The sequence below is a fragment of the Paractinoplanes lichenicola genome, assembly GCF_016785085.1.
GTDB lineage: Bacteria > Actinomycetota > Actinomycetes > Mycobacteriales > Micromonosporaceae > Actinoplanes > Actinoplanes lichenicola.
In genome coordinates this window covers 319,100-338,517 of the sequence record NZ_JAENHO010000005.1, presented here as the reverse complement: position 1 = coordinate 338,517, position 19,418 = coordinate 319,100, and the positions used below count along the sequence as shown (strand labels likewise).

Genomic DNA, 19,418 nt, shown 5'->3' with positions numbered 1-19,418 from the left:
CACGAATCTAGCCCCTCAGGAATTCCCGTACGGCGGCGAGCCAGGCCGACGGGTTGTCGAAATGTGCCATGTGGGCGGCCTCGGGGATCAGCTCGAGCCGGCTGCCGGGCACCTCGGCGTGCAGGCGGCGGGCGACCGACGGCGGGAACGTCATCTCGCGCTCGCCGTGCAGGATGAGCACCTCGCCGCCCCAGCGCCGCAGCACCCCGGGCGCGTCGGGCGGGCGGGCCGGTTTCAGCGTGCCCTCCGCATAGGGCTTGTCCCACGCGCGGGAGAACCGGATGCCGGCCAGGATCGCGCGCCACTCGGCGGCCCGGTCGAGCCGCCAGATCGTGACGGGCAGGGCGGCCTCGGCCATGGCCCGCGCGCCGTCGCCCGGCGGCACCTCGCGGCACAGGGCGGCGCGCTCGGGCGGGATCTCGGGCTCGAAGTCGCCATACGCCGTTGTGGCGGCCAGGATCAGCCGGCCCACCACCGACGGGTGCTGCTCGACGAGCCGCATGGCGACCCCGCCCCCGTACGAGAAGCCGAGCACATCGGCCCTGGTCGCGCCGAACCGCCGGATCAGGGCGGCCACGTCGTCGGCGATCAGGTCGGGCTGCAGCGGCACGTCGTGGTCGGAGCGGCCGGCCCCGCGCAGGTCGAAGAACACGACGTGGGCGACGTCGGCCAGCTCGGCCACGGGCAGCAGATAGGAGTGATCCCAGGGCGGTCCACCGTGGATCACCACCAGCATCGGCGAAGTGGGATCACCGAAACGGCGTACGAAGAGGTTGACCCCGTTGATCTGCTCGATACCGTCCACGGCAGGGAAACTAGACCGGGGGTACGACATGAACGCCGCGCCCCTGCTCATGCTCGTCTCGGTCGTCTCGATCCAGTTCGGCTCGGCGGTCGGCCGCACCCTGTTCGACGACCTCGGCGCCACCGGCGTCGTGCTGCTGCGGGTGGGCATCTCGGCATTGGTGCTGGCTCTGCTGGTGCGCCCGCGCCTGCGCTCGTGGCCCCGTGCGGCCTGGCGGGCGGCCTGCCTGCTCGGTGTCTCGGTGGCCGGGCTCAATCTGCTCTCCGCGCTGGCCATGCGCACGGTGCCGCTCGGGGTGGTCGTCACCGTGTCTTTTCTGGGCCCGCTGACGGTCGCGCTGGTGCAGACCCGCCGCCTGCTCGACCTGCTGTGGGCGCTGCTGGCCGGGGCCGGCGTGGCCCTGCTGTGGTGGCATCCCGGCCCGTCGGTGCCGCTGGGCGGTCTCGGGCTGGCCGCGCTGGCCGGCGCGTGCGGCGCGGGCTACATCCTGCTGACCGCGCGCGTGGGCGGCCTGGTGCCCGGCGTCGGCGGCCTGCCGGTCTCGCTCACGGTGGCGACGCTGGTGGCCCTGCCCTTCGGCGCCACCGGGGCGAGCGCCGTCGTCAGCGACCCGGCCCTGCTGCTCGGCGCGGGCTCGGTCGCGCTGCTCCAGACCATCTTCCCGTACGTCCTGGAGCTGCTCGCCCTGCGCCGGATCCCCACCCGCGTCTTCGGCATCCTGGCCAGCCTGAACCCGGCCGCGGCGGCGATCGCCGGCCTGCTCGTCCTCGACCAGCACCTGACCTCGATCTCGCTCGCCGCCCTGACCCTGGTCACCCTGGCCAGCGCCGGGGCCACGGCATCGCACGCGGCAGCCGGATCCGAGCCCGCCGCCCGCCCTCGGCGCTGAGTTCACGGGGTCCAGCGGGCCACCAGCTCCGTGTCCTCGGTCTCGCCCGTCTCGTGGAAGCCCAGCGTCCGATAGAGATGCCTGGCCGCGGTGTTGTCGGCGGCGTAGCTGAGCGCCACGTTGGGTGTGCCCGGCTCGGCGATCAGCCGTTCCCGCAAGGTGCGCACGATGGCGTGGCCGATCCCCTGCCGCTGGTGCTTGGCGTCGACGACGAGCCCACCGATCCAGGCGCTGCGGTCGTCGTCGATCCCCCACATGGCAAACCCGACGATCTCGCCGCCCTTGACCGCCGCCAGCGGATGCCACGTGTCGCCGTAGTTGCACAGGCAGAGGTAGTAGCTGACTTCGTTGACGAAACGCTGCTGCTCGGGGTGCACGCTCAGGCCGGCGCAGTCCCGCCAGTTCTGCGCCGTGACCGGCACCAGCTCTACCCCGTGATCGATGGACATCGCGCCATTGTGCCCCAGCCCGGAAGATCCGCTTCGGTTATCCACAGGCGCGGAGTTATCCACAGGCGCCCGCTCTCACCCCACCCAAGATCGGGCCCGCTCGATAGAATGGCGGCAGGGCGGGGGTCCCCCGGTCGGGTGGGCCTCTGTGGGGTGCTACCTGCGCGAATGGGGCGTCACCACTCACGCACGTCGCCCGGCCGGGCTTCGCGTTCTGGACGCGCCAGCGGCCAGCGAAGCTCGGCCGGGTCCCCGCGGGAGCGACGGTCCGTCACCCACCACCCCGCCGGGACCTCTGGATCTTGAACTTGATCAGGAGATGCAGGCGCACACGATAAGAGCCGCCCCGAAGTGGGAGGCCGAGCTGACCAGGGCGCCGCCGTGGCGTTCCGGGGTGCAGATGACCTCGCCCAGCTTGCCGGGGGTCATCCAGTCGAGCACCAGGAACGCCAGCCCCATGATGCCGATGCCGATGATGCCGAACAGCACGGTCGACGCCAGGCCCTGGCCGAACGAGTCGTACGACGTGAAGATCGCCGTGAACACGATGGCGGCGATGCCGAGCTGGTTGGACGCCAGCAGCAGCGACGCGTTGGGGTTGCGCTCCACGAAGATCAGGTCGCGCAGCTTGCCCGGCGTGAGCAGGTCGACGAGGACGTAGCCCACCGCCATCAGCCCGATGCCGACGATTCCGAAAACGAGGCTGCGGCCAGCGCCCTCGAGCAGATCTTCCAGCACGGTCTCTCCCTTGTCGCGCGACGTCAGAGAGACCGTACAAGACCAGGTCTACGTCTTTACAGCGCGCCCAGGTAACGCTGCCTCTCGTACGGCGTCACCTCGCGCCGGTACTGCTCCCATTCGGCCGTTTTGTTGCGCAGGAAGAAGTCGAAAACGTGCTCACCGAGCACCTCGGCGATCAGCTCCGACTTGCTCATCACGTCGATCGCCTCGGACAAGTTTTCCGGGAGCGCCTCGTAGCCGGCCGCCTTGCGCTCGGCCGGGGAGAGCGACCACACGTCGTCCTCGGCGCCCGGGGGCAGCTCGTAGCCCTCCTCGATGCCCTTGAGGCCCGCGCCCAGCAGCACGGCGAAGGCCAGGTAGGGGTTGGTCGCGGAGTCGATCGAGCGGACCTCGACGCGGGCCGAGCTGGGCTTGCCGAACGCGGGCACGCGCACCAGCGCCGAGCGGTTGAGGTGGCCCCAGCTGACGAACGCGGGCGACTCGGTCACGACGTTGGGCAGCTGCAGCGGGAAGAGCCGCTTGTACGAGTTCACGTACTGGTTCGTGACGGCGGTGTATTCCCGCGCGTGCACGAGCAGGCCGGCGATGAACGAGCGCGCGGTCTTGGACAGCTTCTGCGGGTCGTCGGCGTCGTAGAACGCGTTCCGCTCGCCCTCCATCAGCGAGAGGTGCGTGTGCATGCCGCTGCCGGGCTGGTCGGTGTACGGCTTCGGCATGAACGTGGCCCGCACGTTCTGCGAGAGCGCGACCTCCTTGACCACGTGCCGGAACGTCATGATGTTGTCGGCAGTGGTCAGCGCGTCGGCGTAGCGCAGGTCGATCTCCTGCTGGCCGGGGGCGACCTCGTGGTGGCTGAACTCGACCGAGATGCCGATCCGCTCGAGCGCGAGCACGGCCTGGCGGCGGAAGTCGCGGGCGATCGAGTGGGTGGTGTGGTCGAAGTAGCCGCCGTTGTCGACCGGGACCGGCACCGAGCCGTCGAGCGGGCCGTCCTGCACTAGGAAGAACTCGACCTCGGGGTGGGTGTAGAAGGTGAAGCCCTTCTCGGCCGCCTTGGCCAGCATGCGGCGCAGCACGTGACGCGGGTCGGCCCACGCGGCACTGCCGTCGGGCAGCAGGATGTCGCAGAACATGCGGGCGCTCTCGCCGCTGGCGCCACCCTCGAACGGGAAGACCTGGAACGTCGTCGGGTCGGGCATGGCGACCATGTCCGACTCGTAGACCCGGGCGAAGCCCTCGATCGCCGAGCCGTCGATGCCCATGCCCTCCTCGAAGGCGGACTCGAGCTCGGCCGGGGCCACGGAGACGCTCTTGAGCGTGCCCAGCACATCGGTGAACCAGAGCCGGACAAAACGGATGTCGCGCTCCTCCAGAGTACGAAGCACGAACTCCTGCTGTCGGTCCACGTTCACCCCTAGTAGTGATGACTTGACAAGCCAGTCTTCCCCGGCCCAATTACGCCGAGATTACGCTGGCACCACCCCCCTACGACGGCCTGGGGTGTGAAAACCTCCACTCGCCCCTGACCGCGGCGCCGGCCCGGGTGCGACGATCGAATCCGCACCCGGGGACCGCATCCACGCGGCCTCGAGGGAAGGAGCGCACGATGTCGGAGATCCCCACCCTGTACGGTGGCCCGCCCACCCGCCGGGTACGCACCCGCGACCTCATCGCCGCCAAGAGCCGCGGCGACCGCTGGCCGATGCTGACCTCCTACGACCAGTACACGGCCTCGATCTTCGACCAGAACGGCGTGCCCGTGCTGCTGGTCGGCGACTCGGCCGCCAACAACGTCTTCGGCCACGAGACCACCCTGCCGATCACCGTCGACGAGCTGATCCCGCTGGTCCGCGCCGTCGTCCGGGCCACCAAGACCGCGCTGATCGTGGCCGACCTGCCCTTCGGCAGCTACGAGGAGGGCCCGACGCAGGCGCTGCGCACGGCCGTCCGGTTCATGAAGGAGGGCGGCGCCCACGCCGTCAAGCTCGAGGGCGGCCGTCGCGTCGCCGCTCAGGTCGAGGCGCTGGTCGGCGCGGGCATCCCGGTCATGGGCCACGTCGGCTTCACGCCGCAGAGCGAGCACACCATCGGCGGCTACCGCGTGCAGGGCCGCGACAACCAGGGCGCCGAGGTGCTGGCGGATGCCCGCGCGGTGGCCGAGGCGGGCGCGTTCGCCGTGGTGCTCGAGATGGTGCCGGGCGAGGTGGCCAAGACGATCACCAAGGAGCTCGAGATCCCGACCGTGGGCATCGGCGCCGGCCCCGACACGGATGCCCAGGTGCTGGTCTGGCAAGACATGGCCGGTCTGCGGACTGGTCGCACGCCCCGCTTCGTCAAGCAGTACGCCGACCTCGCGGGTGCGCTCTCGCAGGCCACGCAGCAGTTCGCGGCCGAGGTGCGCGGCGGCGAGTTCCCCTCCGCGGAGCACACTTTCTAAGATCAAGATCCAGCTGTCCCAGCGGGGTGGTGGGTGACGGACCGTCGCTCCCGCGGGGACCCGGGCGGGCTTCGCTGGCCGCTGACGCGTCCAGAACGCGAAGCCCACCCGGGCGACCTGAGTGAGTGGTGGCGTCCCTAAAACCCCGGGCCGCGCCGCCGATAGGACAGGTGTGACCTCGTCACGCCGCACCGGGTGGATGGTCCTGGCCGCCGCCGTCGCCGGGATCCTGCTGGGCCGCCGGCTCGCCCCGCGCCGCCCTCGGGGTCCGGCACCGGCGCCTGCCGTCCCGGCCGTCACTCCCGCCCCACTTTCCGCAGCAGGCACGTCCCCGACCGGCACTCCCGCCGCAGGCCTGTCCCCGGCTCGCCCGCGGGCCGAGGGTCCGTCGGGGAAGCTGGTCCGGATGGCCGTCGGCGGCGGCATCGTCGTCCTGCTGTGCATCCTCACGGTGATCGTGACCAAGCCCGCCAACCGCGACTCCGCCCCGCGCTCGGCGGTCGCCGCGAGCCCGCATCCGCCCGCCTCCGGCCCCTCGGCGGGGTCGTTGCCGACTCCCCTGTCGCTGGCCGACTGCCAGGCCGTGATCGCCGAGCAGCTCAACCTGACCGACAGCATGATCTGCGGCTACGAGACGGCGGGCCTGGACCGGCTGTACGACGAGCCGTCGGCCGACCCGAACGACCCCCGCTACGCCGGCGCGGCCCTGCCCACCGGGATGAGCACCGACGGCCGCGTCTGCGTGGCCGGTTCGGAGCGGCCCGTCCTGGACACTGTGCGCCCCACCCTGTCGGCCTCCTTCACGGCGACCTCCGGGCTGCACCGCGTCGAGTCCACGTTCCAGCTCACCGGCGTCTACGGCCGCACCGCCGACGACCTGCAGGTGGCCGGGGACTACGGCGCCCCGCTGCAGGCGACCCTCGAGCTGTTCCGGCACAAGGCGCTGAAGCACGGCGAGTCCTACCGCTGGCGGGTGCGGGGCACGCCACCGATGATCGGGGCGGCCGGCTGGTCGCCCTGGTGCGAGTTCACGATCCCCGAGAAGACCCCGGACGACCTGGGCCTGGGCGAGAACCGCGACTACCAGGCCACCCTGACCGCGGCCGAGTGGCGGCAGGTTCTGGCCGCGTACGGAAGCACCGAGGACGACACGGCCGCCCGAGCCACGATCGACACCGCCGCGAAGGCCGCCAAGACACCGGCCACCCCGGTGCCGATCACGCTGAACGCCCGCGACTGGGACGGGGTCGTCAACTTCCTGTGCTGGAAGGCTTCCGAAGACAATGATCAGGCCATGTGGAAGCTGGCCGACCTCGTCTCGGCGGCCCTGGGCGGCCCCGACCCGGTGACCATGGGCCATCCCCGGAGCTAAGGCACCAGCACGGTTCGCACGCCGGGCTCCTCGGCCGCCACCCAGACCCGCTCGACGTCGGCCAGCGGCGCCGTGCGGGTCCGCAGCGACAACCGGCCCGCCACGATCTCGTCGATCAGGGCCGGCAACTCGGCCAGATAGGCCCGCGCCGACACCGCGCCCTGCCCGTTGCCCTGCAGCCGGAAGTTGGCCGACCGCAACGCCACCGACGGCAACTCGATCGTCGGGCCGGCCACCGAGCCGATCTGCACCCAGTTGAGCTCCCGGCCGCGATCCGCCCGGGCCCGCAGGACGGCCATCATCGCCTCCGCCGCCGGAGCACCCCACAAGTAATCGAGCACCACATCAACGTCGGCCGCCACCTCCCCCACGTCAGCGAGCGACACAACCTCAGCGGCCGAGCCGGAAGCAGCGCCGGCTGGTGCCGCGATCTCGCCGTCCGAGCAACGAGCCGTGCCGGCCTGTGCCGCGATCTCGCTGTGCGGGTGGCGGGCCGCGCCGACGACCCGGCCCGCACCGAGCAGCGAGGCGACCCGCATCGCCATCGCGCCCGCGTTGCCGCCCGCACCCAGCACCAGCACCGACTGCCCCGGCCGCAGCGGCACCCGGCGGCGCAGGGCGACCCAGGACGACATCGCCGGGTTCATGGCCGCGGCGATCCGCACCGGGTCGGCCCCGGCGGGCAGCTCGACGCAGCGGCGGGTGTCGATCACCGTACGGGTGGCCAGCGGGCCCACCAGCTCGTCGTCGGCGACGAAGTAGACCGTCCGGCCGTCCTCGAGCCGCCCGACCCCGTCGACGCCCGGCACCATCGGCAGCTCACCCGTGCTCGTGTAGTGCCGCCCCGACGCCCCGCTGCGCACCCGCGGGTGCAGCCCGACGGCCAATACGTCGACGAGCGCCTGACCAGCATCGGGCGCCGGCAGCTCGAACGGCTCGTACGCGGGCGGCCGGTCGAACGAGCTCACCACCGCGGCATGGATCTTCATGACGTCCTCCCCGGACATTGGTTCGTGGCACGTACTAATTAGTTTGTACCACGAACCGTCTCGGATAGGATCCCCCTGTGATTGACGACGATCTGGTGGACGCGCTCGCTCAGCTCTCGTTCCTGGTGCAGAACGCGCTGGCCGAGATCGCCGGGCGGCACGACCTGTCGCTGATCCAGACGCGCATGCTCGGCATCCTCCGCGACCACGAGCCGACGATGCAGGACCTGGGCCGTCACCTGGGCCTCGACAAGTCCTCGATCAGCGGCCTGGTCGACCGCGCGCAGCGCCGGGGCCTGGTCACCCGGGTGCCGACCGCCGCCGACCGCCGGGTGACCCTCGTGTCGATCACCGACGAGGGCCGCCGCCTGGCCGCTCAGGGCGCAGCCGAGTTCGCCGAACACATAGCGGCCCTCACCGCCACCCTGCCGCCCGACGACCGCCGCACGCTGACCGCCCTGGCCAACCGCGTGATCACCGCAAGCCGCATCCCGTGACCGCCGCAATCGCCGCTGGAGGCCGCATCTCGCGACCGACCGCCCGACCGAAGGCGTCCTAGGAGGCTGGGTTGCTAGCCTGCGCCGGCGGAACCGCTAGTGCGGTGACTACCAATGTTCGCCGGGTTTTCTGGTGGTCGCGTGTTCAGTGGTCGTGTGACACGATGGTCGTATGCCTAGACGTCGCAACGTTGCCACCGGCCCGGTCGTGCACCGCACCGCCCGGATCGGCCTGCGACTGACCCGCGCTCAACGGCAACGCTGCTTCGGGTTGCTGCGGGCGGGCGGTGACGTGTGGGCATGCATCCTGGAGATCAACACCTGGCACCGCAGGCGCGGTGACAAACCGGTCGCCGGTTTCCCGGAGCTGTGCGGGTTGTTGGCGGCGTCCGGGCCGGGCACGTTCGGTGAGTTGGACAGCACCGGGGCACGGTCGGTGCTACGCCGATACTCCGACGCCTGGTTTTCCGCTGCCGCCCGCCGTAAAGCCGGCCACCACGAGGTCCGCTACCCGCGACGCCGGCGGGCCCTGATGCCGATCCGCTGGTACCACGGCACATTCACGGTGTCCGGGCGGCAGGTACGCCTCCCCGCCGCGCGGGGCTGCCCGCCGGTGCTGGTCCGCCTGGACCGCAGCGTGCCCTACCCGCCCGGCACCGTACGCTCGGTCACCCTGCTGTTCGACGCCGGCCGGTTATGGCTGGATGTCACCGCCGAACTCCCGGTCGCCACCTATCCGCCCGGCACCGGACCCGACCCCGGCCGGGTGGCCGGGGTAGACCTCGGGATCATCCATCCCTACGCGGCCGCCAACCCGGCCGACGGCACCGGCCTGCTGATCTCCGGACGAGCCATCCGGGCCGAACACCGCATGCACCTGGCCGACACCAAACACCGACGCCGCGCGACCGCCGGGCATGCCCCCAAGAAAGGGCAGAAGGGGTCACGGCGGTGGCGCAAGATGCGGCGCCGGGCCCGGCTGGTCGAAGCCCGGCACCGCCGCCGCACGGGCCAGGCCCTGCACGAAGCCACCACTACCCTGATCAGCTGGGCCGTCGAGCAGCGGATCGGCGTCCTGACCGTCGGTGACCCGCGCGGGGTCCTGAACAAACCCGCCGGGCGGCGGCACAACCTGCGGCTACGGCAATGGCAACTCGGCCGCACCCTGCACATCCTGCAGGACAAAGCCGCCCTGGCCGGGATCCGCGTCCATCTGGTCGACGAACGCGGCACCTCATCGACCTGCCCCGCCTGCCACCAGAAGATCAGCAAACCCCGCGGCAGGACCATGACCTGCCCACACTGCACGTTCGCCGGGCATCGCGACCTCGCCGCGGCGTTCACCATCGCCACCCGCACCCCGGGCGGCGCCCCCACCACCCCCGCACAACCGTGTTCCGGGGTGGTCACGCACCGTCGAGCCGGACGACACCTGCCCGGTGCCGGCCCGGCACGGCGTGACCCACGCCGCCGGCCACCCCGGCCGGCAGCATCAGGGTCCCTTGGCCGGCGCAGGCCCGCCCCACCAGCTCTGGTGGGGAGTCGCTCGCTCACACCCGTGAACGAGGATCCACAACACCACCGGACCCAACCCGGTCAACGTTCGTGGACACCGCACTAGGCCTCGAACTGCACCTTCCGCTTGGCCGGGTCGGCGACGACCAGGCGAGCCTGCATCCGTACGCCCAGCGACAAGGCCCCCGAACAGCGCGCCCGCACGGCCGGCTCGTCGATCGCGACCGTGCCGCCCGGCGGCCGCCCCTTCGACGGGTCGTCCAGGTCGACCACGCCCGCCTCGAACAGCTCGCCCACCCGATGCTCCAGCAGCACGGCCTCGGCCAGGTCGATCGCTCCCCGGTTGGCCGCGCCGGCCAGCCGGTCCGACTCGGACATCGCCTTGGGCAGCCGGGGCAGCGCGGCCCGTGCCCACTCGGGGATCGTCTCCCCCGCCGCGACGGCCAGGCAGACCTCCGTCGCGTAGCGGTCGGCCAGCCGCCGCAGCGGGGCAGTGACGTGCGCGTACGGCGCGCCGACGCCGCCGTGCCCGGTCTGCTCGGGCAGCGTGCCGTCGAACGGCGTGTAGGCCGCGCCGCGCAGCAGGTCGGCCGCCTGGTCGAGGAAGGCCGCGCCGCGCGGGGTGCCCGGGTCGACCGACGCGACCACCGTGCCGACCGGGGCCCCGGACGGCCACAGCACGCCCAGCGACTTCGCGGCCGCCTGCAGCTTGACGATCGCCTCGGGCTTGGGCGGCGGCATCGTGCGCAGCAGCCCGACCTTCGCGCCCAGCATCAGCTCGGCCGCGGCCATGCCGGTGAGCAGCGAGATCTGCGCGTTGTGCTCCTCGACGGCCAGCGGCGCCCGCAGCACCAGCCGCCACCCGCCGTCGTGCGGCTCGACCTCCTGCTCGGGCAGCGGCAGGTTGACCGCGCCCCGGTCGACCGCCCGCCGGGCCAGCAGCGTGCCCAGCTCGGTCAGCAGCGCCAGCGGCTCGGGGGCGTTGCCCGCGTCGACCTGCTGCTGCACGGCCTCGTAGTTGAGCTTGGCCCGGCTGCGCACCCGCGCCCGTTCGAGGGCGATCGAGGTGGTCGCGCCGTCGGCGTCGAGGTCGATCGTCCACAGCACGGCCGACCGGTCGACGTCGGGGAACAGGCTCACCGCGTCCTCGCTGAGCACCGCCGGGTGCAGCGGGATCCGCCCGTCGGGGAGGTAGATCGTCTGGCCGCGGACCCACGTCTCGGCCTCGAGCGGGCCGCCCGGCCGCACGTAGGAGGCGACGTCGGCGATCGCGTAGCGCACCCGATAGCCGCCGCCGGGGCGCCGGCTCAGGTGCATGGCCTGGTCGAGATCCTTCGACGTGGCCGGGTCGATCGTCACGAACGGCACGTCCGTACGGTCGGCGGCCGGTGGTGGCGGCGCCGCGGCGGCCCGTTCGGCCTCGGCCAGCGCGTCGGCCGGGAAGTCGCCCGGCAGCCTGAGTTCCCGCCGCAGCGCGTCGAAGTCGATGCGCGGCGCCCACACCCGTCTGATCGGCACGGGTCATTCCTACCAGTTCCCCGTACGACGAAGGGCCGCGCCCGGCAGGCGCGGCCCTCTTTCGTGCGGTTGTCAGCGCCGGCGCGCGGCGGCCTTGCGGGCCGTCGAGGCGGGCGCGTCCATCATATCGGCGGCCGGGGTGTTGCCGAGCGCGGCCTGCCGGGCGGCGGCCGCGCTGGCCGCCTTGGAGACCCGGGCCCGGTTGGTCGCCGAGTTCTTCGCGGTCGCGGCCGCGCGCGGCGTGTTGGCCGAGCGGGCGGCCCGGTTGCGGGTCGCGCCGGCCTCGTTGGTGGCGCTGCGCTTGTCCGCCGGCGTCGCCGCGGGCTTGTTGCCGCCGCGGGCCATCACCGGGCTCAGGCCGGCCACCTTGGCCACCGGCGAGCGGGGCGTGGCCTTGGCGGCAGCCCCTTCCCCAGCCGTACGCGGTGCCGTCGCCTTGCGGGCGCCGGCGGCCTTCGTGGCCGGGGCCGTCCTGGCCGCGGGAGCCTTCTTGGCCGGCGCCTTCTTGGCGGCCGTCTTCTTCGCCGCCGGAGCCGCCTTCTTCATCGCGGTCGCCGGCGCCTTCTTGGCCGCCGTCTTCTTCACGGCAGTGCTCTTGGTGGCCGTCTTGGCCGGAGCGGCCTTCTTGACCGTGGCCGCCTTCTTCGCCACCGTGCTCTTGGCCGCCGTCGCCTTGGTGGCCGTCGCCTTGGTCGCGGTTGCCTTGGCCGCGGTTGCCTTGCCGGCCGTCGCCTTCGTCGCCGTCTTCTTGGCGGCGGTCTTCTTGGCCGCCGGGCCGGCCTTGGTCGCGGTCGCCTTGCGGGCCGCGGCCGCCGACTTCGCGCCCGACTTGGCCGCGGTCGCCGCGGCCCGGTTGGCGGTGGCGGCGGCCCGGTTCGCGGCCGCCGCGGCGCCCCGCTCGGCTCCGGTCTTGGCACTGCCCGCGGCGGCGCGGTTGGCCGCGGCCGTCGCACTGCGGTTGTAGCCGGTCCGCGCGCTGCCCGCCGCGGCCTTGTTCGCCGAGGCCGTGGCGTTCCGGGCCGCGGCCGAGCCCGCCGACGTGGCCGCCTTGGCCGCGGTCGTCGCCTTGGCCGCCTTGGTCGCGGGCGCCTTCTTGGCCGCCGTCTTGCTCGCCGGCCGCGTCGAGGTGGCCTTGGCCGCCGTCTTCTTCGCCGCCGTCGCCTTGGCCGTGGTCTTCTTGGCCGCCGTGCTCGACGCCGCCGCCGTCTTCTTGGCCGCCGTCGCGCTCGTGGCCGACTTCTTCGCCGTCGCGCTGCTCGCCGCCGCCGTCTTCTTGGCGGCGGTGGTCTTCTTGGCCACGGTCGCGCTCGTCGCCGACTTCTTCGCCGTCGTGCTGGTCGCCGCGGCCGTCTTCTTGCCCACGGTCGCGGTCGCCGTCCGCTTCGGCGCGGCCGAGCTCGCCGCCGCCGTCCGCTTCGGTGCGGACTTCTTCGCCGTTGTCTTAGCGGCCTTGGCCGCGGTCGTCTTGCTCGCTGTCGTCATCGCCCCAGCCTTGGTAGCCGCCGTCTTGGTGGAACCGGTGCGGCTGGCCGGAACCCTGGCCACCCCGGTCGACTTGCCCGCACTGCTCGCCGCCGCCTTACGGGCGGTGGACGTCGTAGCCTTCTTGACGGCCGAGGCCGCCTTCACCGCCGCCGCAGCAGTCACGGTGGTCTCCTTGTCCGCACGCCCGGCCCGGCCCGCACGCGAGCCCATCGTGGACGGACCCTGCTTCGCCCCCGCCGCAGCCCGCTGCTTCGGCGCGGTCTTGACACCCGTCGTCTTCACAGTCGCAGCCTTGGCCGCCCCTGTCTTCAAACCCGCGGTCTTCGCACCCGCGGTCTTGGCCGCACCCGTCTTAGCCGCCGCAGCCTTCGCAGCAGCCGCACTCTTCACAGCACCCGTCTTCGCCGCCGCGCTCTTCGCCGACGCCACACCCTTCGCCGTCGCGGTCTTCGCAGCCGCGGCCTTCGCACCAACTGGCTTGGCGGCGGTCGCCGTCTTCCGGCCCGCAGCGGTCGCGCTCGCCGCCTTCGCCACCGCCGCCCGCGCGCCCGCCGGAGACTTGGCAACCGCCGAAGACTTAGCGCCCACAGCCTTCCCGGCCACGGCCTTCGCACTCGTCGTCTTCGCGGCGGCAGTCCTCGCAAAGGCGGTCTTCGCGGAGGCGGTCTTCGCGGAGGCGGTCTTCACGGCAGCAGCCTTCGCGCCCGTCGTCTTAGCGGCCACCGTCTTGGCCGGAGCCGCGGCGCGAGCGGTCACCGTCTTGGCCGGAGCCGCGGCGCGAGCGGTCACCGTCTTGGCCGGAGCCGCGGCGCGAGCGGCCACTGATCGGCCCGCCACCGAGGTCCCCCGCCCGGCGCCGGAACGCGGAGCGGCCGGCTTCGTGGGCTCACGAGCCGGCGTACGCGAAATGCGGTTTTTGTCCGCTCTAGAGGCAAGACTGGGGGCCTTTTTGGCAGCGGCCATCTGGGGTGTTCCTCCTTGCGAATGACTGCGCGAGTCAGTGCGGGCTCGTCTCCGCCCGGAGACTGCAACGATCGGTGGTGGTGCGCGGACTCAGGGGGCCGGCGCCGGCGTCAGCGGGCCTCCCCGTTCCAACGAGCATCCTCGGCATCCCACTCGGCGTTGCGCTTCTCGACAGTCTCGAGAGCATGCGTGGCTTCGTCGGCCGTGGCGTAGGGGCCGAGTCGATATTGGGCGGGACACACGTCGTCGCCGGTCTCGACCCGATGATGGCGAAGGCACCAGAAGTAGCCTCCGCCGGGCCCACTGTCGCTCATGCAATCACTCTGCACCTCAAACCGACCATCCGCCACCGATTCGGGCAAAAAGTCCTAGATTTCCACATTGGAGGATGAGGCGCGGACAACAAAAACCGCCCCGGCCGTGTGACCAGGGCGGTTTTGCGCTACGGAACTAGAGCGATGCGGCAACCAGCTCGGCGACCTGCACGGCGTTGAGCGCGGCGCCCTTGCGCAGGTTGTCGTTCGAGACGAAGAGCGCGATGCCGTTCTCCACCGTCTCGTCGGCGCGGATGCGGCCCACGTACGACGCGTCGCGACCGGCCGCCTCGAGCGGAGTCGGCACGTCGGACAATTCGACGCCGGGCGCGCCGGCCAGCAGCTCGCGCACCCGCGCAACCCCAAGCGGCCGGGCGAAGCGGGCGTTGATCTGCAGCGAGTGGCCGGTGAAGACCGGGACGCGCACGCAGGTGCCCGAGACGAGCAGCTCCGGGATATCGAGGATTTTGCGGCTCTCGTTGCGGAGCTTCTGCTCCTCGTCGGTCTCGTCGCGGCCGTCGTCGACGATCTTGCCGGCCAGCGGCAGCACGTTGAACGCGATCGGCTTGGCGAACGAGCGCGGGGCCGGGAACTCGACGGCCGAACCGTCGTGGGTGAGCTCGGTGGCGCGGTCGGCGACCTTCTTCACCTGCTCGTCGAGCTCGCTCACGCCGGCCAGCCCGGCCCCGGAGACGGCCTGATAGGTGGTGGCGACCAGCGCGACCAGCCCGGCCTCGTCGTGCAGCGGGCGCAGCACCGGCATCGCGGCCATGGTCGTGCAGTTCGGGTTGGCGATGATGCCCTTGGGGCGGTTGCGCGCGGCGTCGGGGTTGACCTCGCTCACCACCAGCGGGACCTCGGGGTCCATGCGCCAGGCGGACGAGTTGTCGATGACCACGGCGCCGGCCTCGGCGACCCGCGGCGCGAGCTCCTTGGAGCTGGCCCCGCCGGCCGAGAACAGGACGATGTCGAGACCGCTGTAGTCGGCGGTCGCCGCGTCCTCGACGGTCACCTCGCCCGGGCCCCACGGCAGCGTGCGGCCCGCGCTGCGAGCGGAGGCGAAGAGACGGAGCTGTCCTACCGGGAATTCGCGCTCGGCCAGGATGCGCCGCATGACGCTGCCCACCTGCCCCGTCGCGCCCACAATGCCGATCCTCATGGCGACAAAAGTACGGCCTGAACTGCGTACGGAGAAATCAGTTAACCGACTGCGTTTCACATGCCGGGATTTTTGTCCCACATGCAAGGACAGCGGGCGTACGTTGCTGAGCATGGCGACGTACACGCATGGTCATCACGAATCGGTCTTGCGCTCACACCGCTGGCGCACCGCAGAGAATTCGGCGGCGTACCTGCTGCCGCATCTTTCCTCCGGTGTGGCGGTGCTCGACGTCGGTTGCGGCCCCGGCACGATCACGGCCGACTTCGCGAGCCTCGTCACCCCGGCCCGGGTCACCGCGCTGGAAGTGACCGAGGGCGCGCTCGACCTGGCGCGGGCCGAGATCGCCCGGCGCGGTCTGACCAACGTCGACTTCGCGGTCGGCGACGTGCAACGGCTCGACTTCCCCGACGACACGTTCGACGTCGTGCACGCCCATCAGGTGCTGCAGCATCTCGGCGACCCGGTGGCGGCCCTGCGCGAGATGCGCCGGGTGACCAAGCCGGGCGGCCTGATCGGCGTACGGGACTCGGATTATGCGGCTTTTGCCTGGTATCCGCGTCTGCCCGAGCTGGACGAGTGGCTCGCGCTCTACGAAAGGGTGGCGCGCGGCAACGGCGGCGAGCCCGACGCGGCGCGGCATCTGCTGGCCTGGGCCCACGCGGCCGGCCTGACCGACGTGGCGGCCACCTCGAGCACGTGGTGCTTCGCGACGCCGGCCGACCGCGAGTGGTGGGGCGGCATGTGGGCCGACCGCATCCTGAAGTCGGACATGGCGGCCACCGCCGAGCGCACCGGCGCGGCCACCCGCGACGACCTCACCCGCATCTCGCAGGCCTGGCGCGACTGGGCCGCCCACCCCGACGGCTGGATGTCATTGCTGCACGGCGAGATCGTGGCAAGGGTTTAGGCGGTCGGCGGCTTGAACTCCCAGTGCCACGGCTCGCGCGGCACGTTCTCGGAGAAGCCGTACTTCTCGGCGTTGGCCCGCATCCAGGTCTGCGCCTTGCTGTTCAGGTCGAGGTCGGTGGCCATGCCCCAGCCGTGCTCGCTGGTGCCGGGCTTGGCCGCCAGCCCGCCCTGGGAGTAGAGCCCCTTGCGGCGGGCGAGATCGACCTGTTCCTCGTACGGGCGGTACGAGTCGGTGATGCCGATGGTGACACCCTCGCGCTTGGCGTCGTTGATCATCCGGTTCAGCCCCTCGGCGGCCGGCGCCCACAGCTTGTGCCGGGTGTTGCCGACCTGTTCGAGCGCGTTGGCCGGGATCTTGCCGTTGCCGTAGGCGGCGAGCTCGGTCGGGATGCCCTTGCTGTTGAGGGTGTAGGACTTGCCGGCGGTCGACGTCTGCGCGACGGCGTTCTCCAGGGCGTTCGCGAAGCTGCCGCCCTCGGCGCCCGAGGCCGACTTGGTCTGCTGGGCCTGCACGTTACGGCCCGCCTGTTGCGTCTGCATCGCGATCATCCGGCTCTGGATGTCCGCGATTCGCGAGTTGATCCGCTCAATCCCCACGAACTCCTGTTCGGCACCCGCGCCGAAACCTTAGTGGGCCACCGGGAGCGAAATGGTGTGACCGGTGTGCGCGACCTTGGCTTCGAGATAGCGCCGGTTGGCCGGGGACGCGTGCACGGCGGTGGGCACGACCTCCCGTACGGCGATGTGGTTCCGGCGGAGCTGGGCGACCTTGTCCGGATTGTTGGTCAGCAGGTCGATCGTGGTGGCCCCGAGCGCGGTCAGCATCTGCGCGGCGGCCGAGTAGTCGCGCTGGTCGTCACCGTGGCCGAGCGCGCGGTTGGCCTGATAGGTGTCGAGCCCGGCGTCCTGCAGCGTGTAGGTGTCGAGCTTGTTGTAGAGCCCGATGCCACGCCCCTCCTGCCGCAGATAGAGCAGATAGCCGCCGTGCTCGGCGATCCGCTCGACGGACTCGCGCAGCTGGGGGCCGCAGTCGCAGCGCTGCGATCCGAACACGTCGCCGGTCAGGCACTCGGAATGCATGCGTACGAGGGGGAACTCACCGGGCGTGCCGAGCGCGAGCGCCAAATGCTCCTTGCCGTCGGAGAGTCCGTCGAAGGTGACCATCCCGGCGACGGTCTCGTAGCCGTCGGCGTAGCGCAGCGGGACGGTGACTCGGGTGCGTACGGGCATGCCCCTGATGATCGGCAGGGCCGGGCCGCGACCTCAGAGTTTCACCGCCTCCCGTCGTTCCGAACCCTCGAGCCGGTGGGCCAGGTCGAGGTCGACCTCGGAGGTCTGGTTGCGGCGGTTGGGCAGCATGTTCGTGACCAGCACGACGATCGCGCCGAGGCCCGCATAGAGCGAGAGCACGATCAGGTGGCCCTGGATGTCGGCCGCCGGGAAGTACAGGTTGTCGCGCACGGCCTGCACGCCGGCGCCGGTCGGCAGGTTGGCCCCGAGGTGCCGGCCGAACGCGGGCAGGAACTCGGGCAGGATGCTGGCGCCCGAGATCACCGTGCCCAGCGTGAAATACATGGCGCCGATCAGCGCGCCGGCCGGGCCGAACAGGGCCACCGCGCCGGCCGTGGAGGCGGTGATGGCCAGCGAGATCAGCGAGAAGATCCCGAGCATCTCGCTGCGGTCGGCGGTGACCCCCACGCCGAACCAGCCCATCGACCACAGCACCGCGGCGGCCGAGCCGACGGCGTAGACGGCCAGGATGCTCACGTGCGCGATGCCGCGGCGCCAGGACCTGCGCGTACGGGGAATCAGGCGGCCCAGGCCCATCGACGCGATCGTGCCGCCGAGCGCGAGCGCCTGGGTCAGGAAGCCGAGCGAGACGCCGTTGACGTCGTCGTCGGGCAGCGGCACCACGTCGGTGATCGGCGGCGGGGAGTTGAGCTGCTGGGCCTGCGAGACCGGGATGCGGTCGCCCTCACTCGCCAGCTTGGTCAGCTCGGCCGCGGTCTGCTGCTGCACGACCGACGTGAACGTGGTGCGCAGCAGCGCCGCCGCGGCGGGTCCGGCGGCCGAGGCCACGTACAGGTGGGGCCGGGTGCCGGTGATGTCGACGCCGCCGTACACGTCGCGCCGCTTGATCGCGATCTCGAGGTCGTCCGCGGTGGCGTAGTCGGTGACCTTGAAATAGCCCTTCTCGGTGAGCAGGCCGGCCACCTGGGTGCGCTCGGCGGCCGGCGACACCAGCCCGACCGGCACGTGATGCGGCTGCGCCTTGTGCCCCATGCCGAGGTAGTAGGCGGTCAGCCCGAGCTGCACGAGCACGCCGATCACGCAGACGGCCAGCGCGAACCGCCGGAACTGCAGCACCGACTCGGCCGGTTGAACCTCAGCCACCGCCGCTCCCCCCATTCGGTCCGATATGTGAAAGTTTTACGGACGAATGGCAATCATGAGAGCGTTTCGGGCTAACCGACCTTCTCGTCGATGAGCGCCAGAAGCGCCCGAGCCGCGGCGCTGGGCCTGCGCAGGGCCGAGACCGCGACCCCGATCGGCCAGTCCAGGTCGGCGCCGGCGACGTTCTTGAGCACGAGTCCCCGCCGGTCCTCCGGCACCGCGAACAGCGGCAGAATGGCCACCCCCAGACCTTCCCGTACGAAGCTCGCGCCGCTCGCGATGTCGGTCACCTCGATCGCCACGTGCCGTTGCACCCCGGCCGCGGCGAACGCCCGGTCGACGACCGTCCGGTTGCCGAAGCCGGCCGGGAAGTCGACGAACGCCTCGCCGGCCAGGTCGGGGATCCGCACCTCGGCCGGGCCGGCCAGCCGGTGCCCCGCGGGCAGCACCAAGTCGAGACGCCGGGACTCGATCTGCCGCACCCGCAGGCCGGGCGGCGGGCGGCCGGGCGCCGAGACGAACGCCACGTCGAGCGAGCCGTCGGCGATCCCGTCCAGCAGCCCGACCGAGCCGCGCGGCGAGACGCTCAGCCGCAGCCCGACGTGCGGGTGCACCCGGTGGAACGCGCCCAGCAGGGCCGGCACGTCGATCAGCGGGACCGAGATCATCGTGCCGATCCGGACCGTGCCCCGCAGGCCCCCGCGCACCTCGTCGACGGCGTCCCGGGCCTCCCGTACGGCGTCGATCGCCGCCCGGGCCCGGGGCAGCAGGGCGACGCCCGCGTCGGTCAGCTCGACCCGCTTCGACGTGCGCTCGAGCAGGCGCGAGCCCAGCTCGTGCTCGAGCGACTTGATCACGGCCGACACCCCGGACTGCACGACGTGCAGGCGGGCCGCGGCCCGGGTGAAGCTCCGCTCCTCGGCGACGGCCACGAAGTATTCGAAGTGACGCAGTTCCAGCACGATTCGTGATCCTAGTC

20 protein-coding genes are annotated in these 19,418 nt (G+C 71.9%); 7 read left to right on the top strand and 13 right to left on the bottom strand.

Going from position 1 to position 19,418, the window contains the following annotated elements; translation table 11 throughout:
- Positions 1 to 7: 7 nt before the first annotated feature.
- Positions 8 to 805 carry an alpha/beta fold hydrolase gene (locus JKJ07_RS19040; RefSeq protein ID WP_202992935.1) on the bottom strand — a complete coding sequence of 266 codons (798 nt, stop codon included), beginning with the start codon at positions 803 to 805 and terminating at the stop codon, positions 8 to 10.
- 28 nt (positions 806 to 833) lie between these two features.
- On the opposite strand from JKJ07_RS19040, the gene JKJ07_RS19035 reads away from it, so the two are divergent.
- On the top strand, positions 834 to 1,694 hold the full coding sequence (locus tag JKJ07_RS19035) for an EamA family transporter (protein WP_236029324.1): 861 nt from the start codon (positions 834 to 836) through the stop codon (positions 1,692 to 1,694).
- Between the two features lie 2 nt (positions 1,695 to 1,696).
- Here JKJ07_RS19035 and JKJ07_RS19030 read toward each other — a convergent pair whose 3' ends face one another.
- The 3 genes from JKJ07_RS19030 to JKJ07_RS19020 all read right to left on the bottom strand — a co-directional run bounded on the left by JKJ07_RS19030 (position 1,697) and on the right by JKJ07_RS19020 (position 4,290).
- On the bottom strand, positions 1,697 to 2,143 hold the full coding sequence (locus JKJ07_RS19030; RefSeq protein ID WP_202992934.1) for a GNAT family N-acetyltransferase: 447 nt from the start codon (positions 2,141 to 2,143) through the stop codon (positions 1,697 to 1,699).
- A 312-nt stretch (positions 2,144 to 2,455) separates the two neighbouring features.
- The gene (locus JKJ07_RS19025) at positions 2,456 to 2,881 is read right to left on the bottom strand and encodes a DUF350 domain-containing protein (protein WP_202992933.1); all 426 of its coding nucleotides are present in this window, start codon (positions 2,879 to 2,881) and stop codon (positions 2,456 to 2,458) included.
- A gap of 56 nt (positions 2,882 to 2,937) precedes the next feature.
- Complete coding sequence (locus tag JKJ07_RS19020) at positions 2,938 to 4,290, bottom strand: glutamine synthetase family protein (RefSeq protein WP_202992932.1); 1,353 nt, start codon at positions 4,288 to 4,290, stop codon at positions 2,938 to 2,940.
- A 200-nt stretch (positions 4,291 to 4,490) separates the two neighbouring features.
- On the opposite strand from JKJ07_RS19020, the gene panB reads away from it, so the two are divergent.
- Positions 4,491 to 5,321 (top strand): 3-methyl-2-oxobutanoate hydroxymethyltransferase, encoded by an 831-nt coding sequence (gene panB, locus JKJ07_RS19015; protein WP_202992931.1) that lies wholly within the window; start codon positions 4,491 to 4,493, stop codon positions 5,319 to 5,321.
- A gap of 172 nt (positions 5,322 to 5,493) precedes the next feature.
- On the top strand, positions 5,494 to 6,693 hold the full coding sequence (locus JKJ07_RS19010) for a hypothetical protein (RefSeq protein ID WP_202992930.1): 1,200 nt from the start codon (positions 5,494 to 5,496) through the stop codon (positions 6,691 to 6,693).
- Here JKJ07_RS19010 and JKJ07_RS19005 read toward each other — a convergent pair.
- Positions 6,690 to 7,682 carry a quinone oxidoreductase family protein gene (locus JKJ07_RS19005; RefSeq protein WP_236029323.1) on the bottom strand — a complete coding sequence of 331 codons (993 nt, stop codon included), beginning with the start codon at positions 7,680 to 7,682 and terminating at the stop codon, positions 6,690 to 6,692. The genes JKJ07_RS19010 and JKJ07_RS19005 overlap by 4 nt on opposite strands.
- Before the next feature lie 77 nt (positions 7,683 to 7,759).
- On the opposite strand from JKJ07_RS19005, the gene JKJ07_RS19000 reads away from it, so the two are divergent.
- Entirely contained in the window at positions 7,760 to 8,179 is a 420-nt protein-coding gene (locus tag JKJ07_RS19000; protein ID WP_202992928.1) for a MarR family winged helix-turn-helix transcriptional regulator, read from the top strand.
- Positions 8,180 to 8,351: 172 nt separating this feature from the next.
- A complete protein-coding gene (locus JKJ07_RS18995) occupies positions 8,352 to 9,800 on the top strand; it encodes an RNA-guided endonuclease InsQ/TnpB family protein (RefSeq protein ID WP_202992927.1) in 1,449 nt (482 codons plus the stop codon).
- Here JKJ07_RS18995 and JKJ07_RS18990 read toward each other — a convergent pair.
- Together JKJ07_RS18990 and JKJ07_RS18985 are read right to left on the bottom strand one after the other, a co-directional pair.
- Complete coding sequence (locus JKJ07_RS18990) at positions 9,797 to 11,212, bottom strand: RNB domain-containing ribonuclease (protein WP_202992926.1); 1,416 nt, start codon at positions 11,210 to 11,212, stop codon at positions 9,797 to 9,799. The two genes, JKJ07_RS18995 and JKJ07_RS18990, sit on opposite strands and share 4 nt — an antisense overlap.
- Before the next feature lie 72 nt (positions 11,213 to 11,284).
- The gene (locus JKJ07_RS18985; RefSeq protein WP_202992925.1) at positions 11,285 to 12,511 is read right to left on the bottom strand and encodes a hypothetical protein; all 1,227 of its coding nucleotides are present in this window, start codon (positions 12,509 to 12,511) and stop codon (positions 11,285 to 11,287) included.
- Between JKJ07_RS18985 and JKJ07_RS18980 the strand changes: the two genes are divergently transcribed.
- Positions 12,441 to 13,685, top strand: a complete 1,245-nt coding sequence (locus JKJ07_RS18980; RefSeq protein WP_202992924.1) for a hypothetical protein — start codon at positions 12,441 to 12,443, stop codon at positions 13,683 to 13,685. The genes JKJ07_RS18985 and JKJ07_RS18980 overlap by 71 nt on opposite strands.
- An 85-nt stretch (positions 13,686 to 13,770) precedes the next feature.
- Here JKJ07_RS18980 and JKJ07_RS18975 read toward each other — a convergent pair whose 3' ends face one another.
- Positions 13,771 to 13,974, bottom strand: a complete 204-nt coding sequence (locus JKJ07_RS18975; protein ID WP_202992923.1) for a hypothetical protein — start codon at positions 13,972 to 13,974, stop codon at positions 13,771 to 13,773.
- 136 nt (positions 13,975 to 14,110) lie between these two features.
- Positions 14,111 to 15,133, bottom strand: a complete 1,023-nt coding sequence (locus JKJ07_RS18970; RefSeq protein WP_202992922.1) for an aspartate-semialdehyde dehydrogenase — start codon at positions 15,131 to 15,133, stop codon at positions 14,111 to 14,113.
- A 112-nt stretch (positions 15,134 to 15,245) separates the two neighbouring features.
- Between JKJ07_RS18970 and JKJ07_RS18965 the strand changes: the two genes are divergently transcribed.
- A complete protein-coding gene (locus tag JKJ07_RS18965) occupies positions 15,246 to 16,043 on the top strand; it encodes a class I SAM-dependent methyltransferase (RefSeq protein WP_202992921.1) in 798 nt (265 codons plus the stop codon).
- Here JKJ07_RS18965 and JKJ07_RS18960 read toward each other — a convergent pair.
- The 4 genes from JKJ07_RS18960 to JKJ07_RS18945 all read right to left on the bottom strand — a co-directional run bounded on the left by JKJ07_RS18960 (position 16,040) and on the right by JKJ07_RS18945 (position 19,401).
- Positions 16,040 to 16,642: a M15 family metallopeptidase gene (locus JKJ07_RS18960; protein WP_202992920.1), complete on the bottom strand. Its 603-nt coding sequence runs from the start codon at positions 16,640 to 16,642 to the stop codon at positions 16,040 to 16,042. The two genes, JKJ07_RS18965 and JKJ07_RS18960, sit on opposite strands and share 4 nt — an antisense overlap.
- 30 nt (positions 16,643 to 16,672) lie before the next feature.
- Positions 16,673 to 17,275: a GTP cyclohydrolase II gene (locus JKJ07_RS18955; protein WP_202992919.1), complete on the bottom strand. Its 603-nt coding sequence runs from the start codon at positions 17,273 to 17,275 to the stop codon at positions 16,673 to 16,675.
- A 33-nt stretch (positions 17,276 to 17,308) separates the two neighbouring features.
- Positions 17,309 to 18,439 carry an ABC transporter permease gene (locus tag JKJ07_RS18950; protein ID WP_307834321.1) on the bottom strand — a complete coding sequence of 377 codons (1,131 nt, stop codon included), beginning with the start codon at positions 18,437 to 18,439 and terminating at the stop codon, positions 17,309 to 17,311.
- 71 nt (positions 18,440 to 18,510) lie between these two features.
- Positions 18,511 to 19,401, bottom strand: a complete 891-nt coding sequence (locus tag JKJ07_RS18945) for a LysR family transcriptional regulator (protein ID WP_307834320.1) — start codon at positions 19,399 to 19,401, stop codon at positions 18,511 to 18,513.
- Positions 19,402 to 19,418 lie beyond the last annotated feature (17 nt).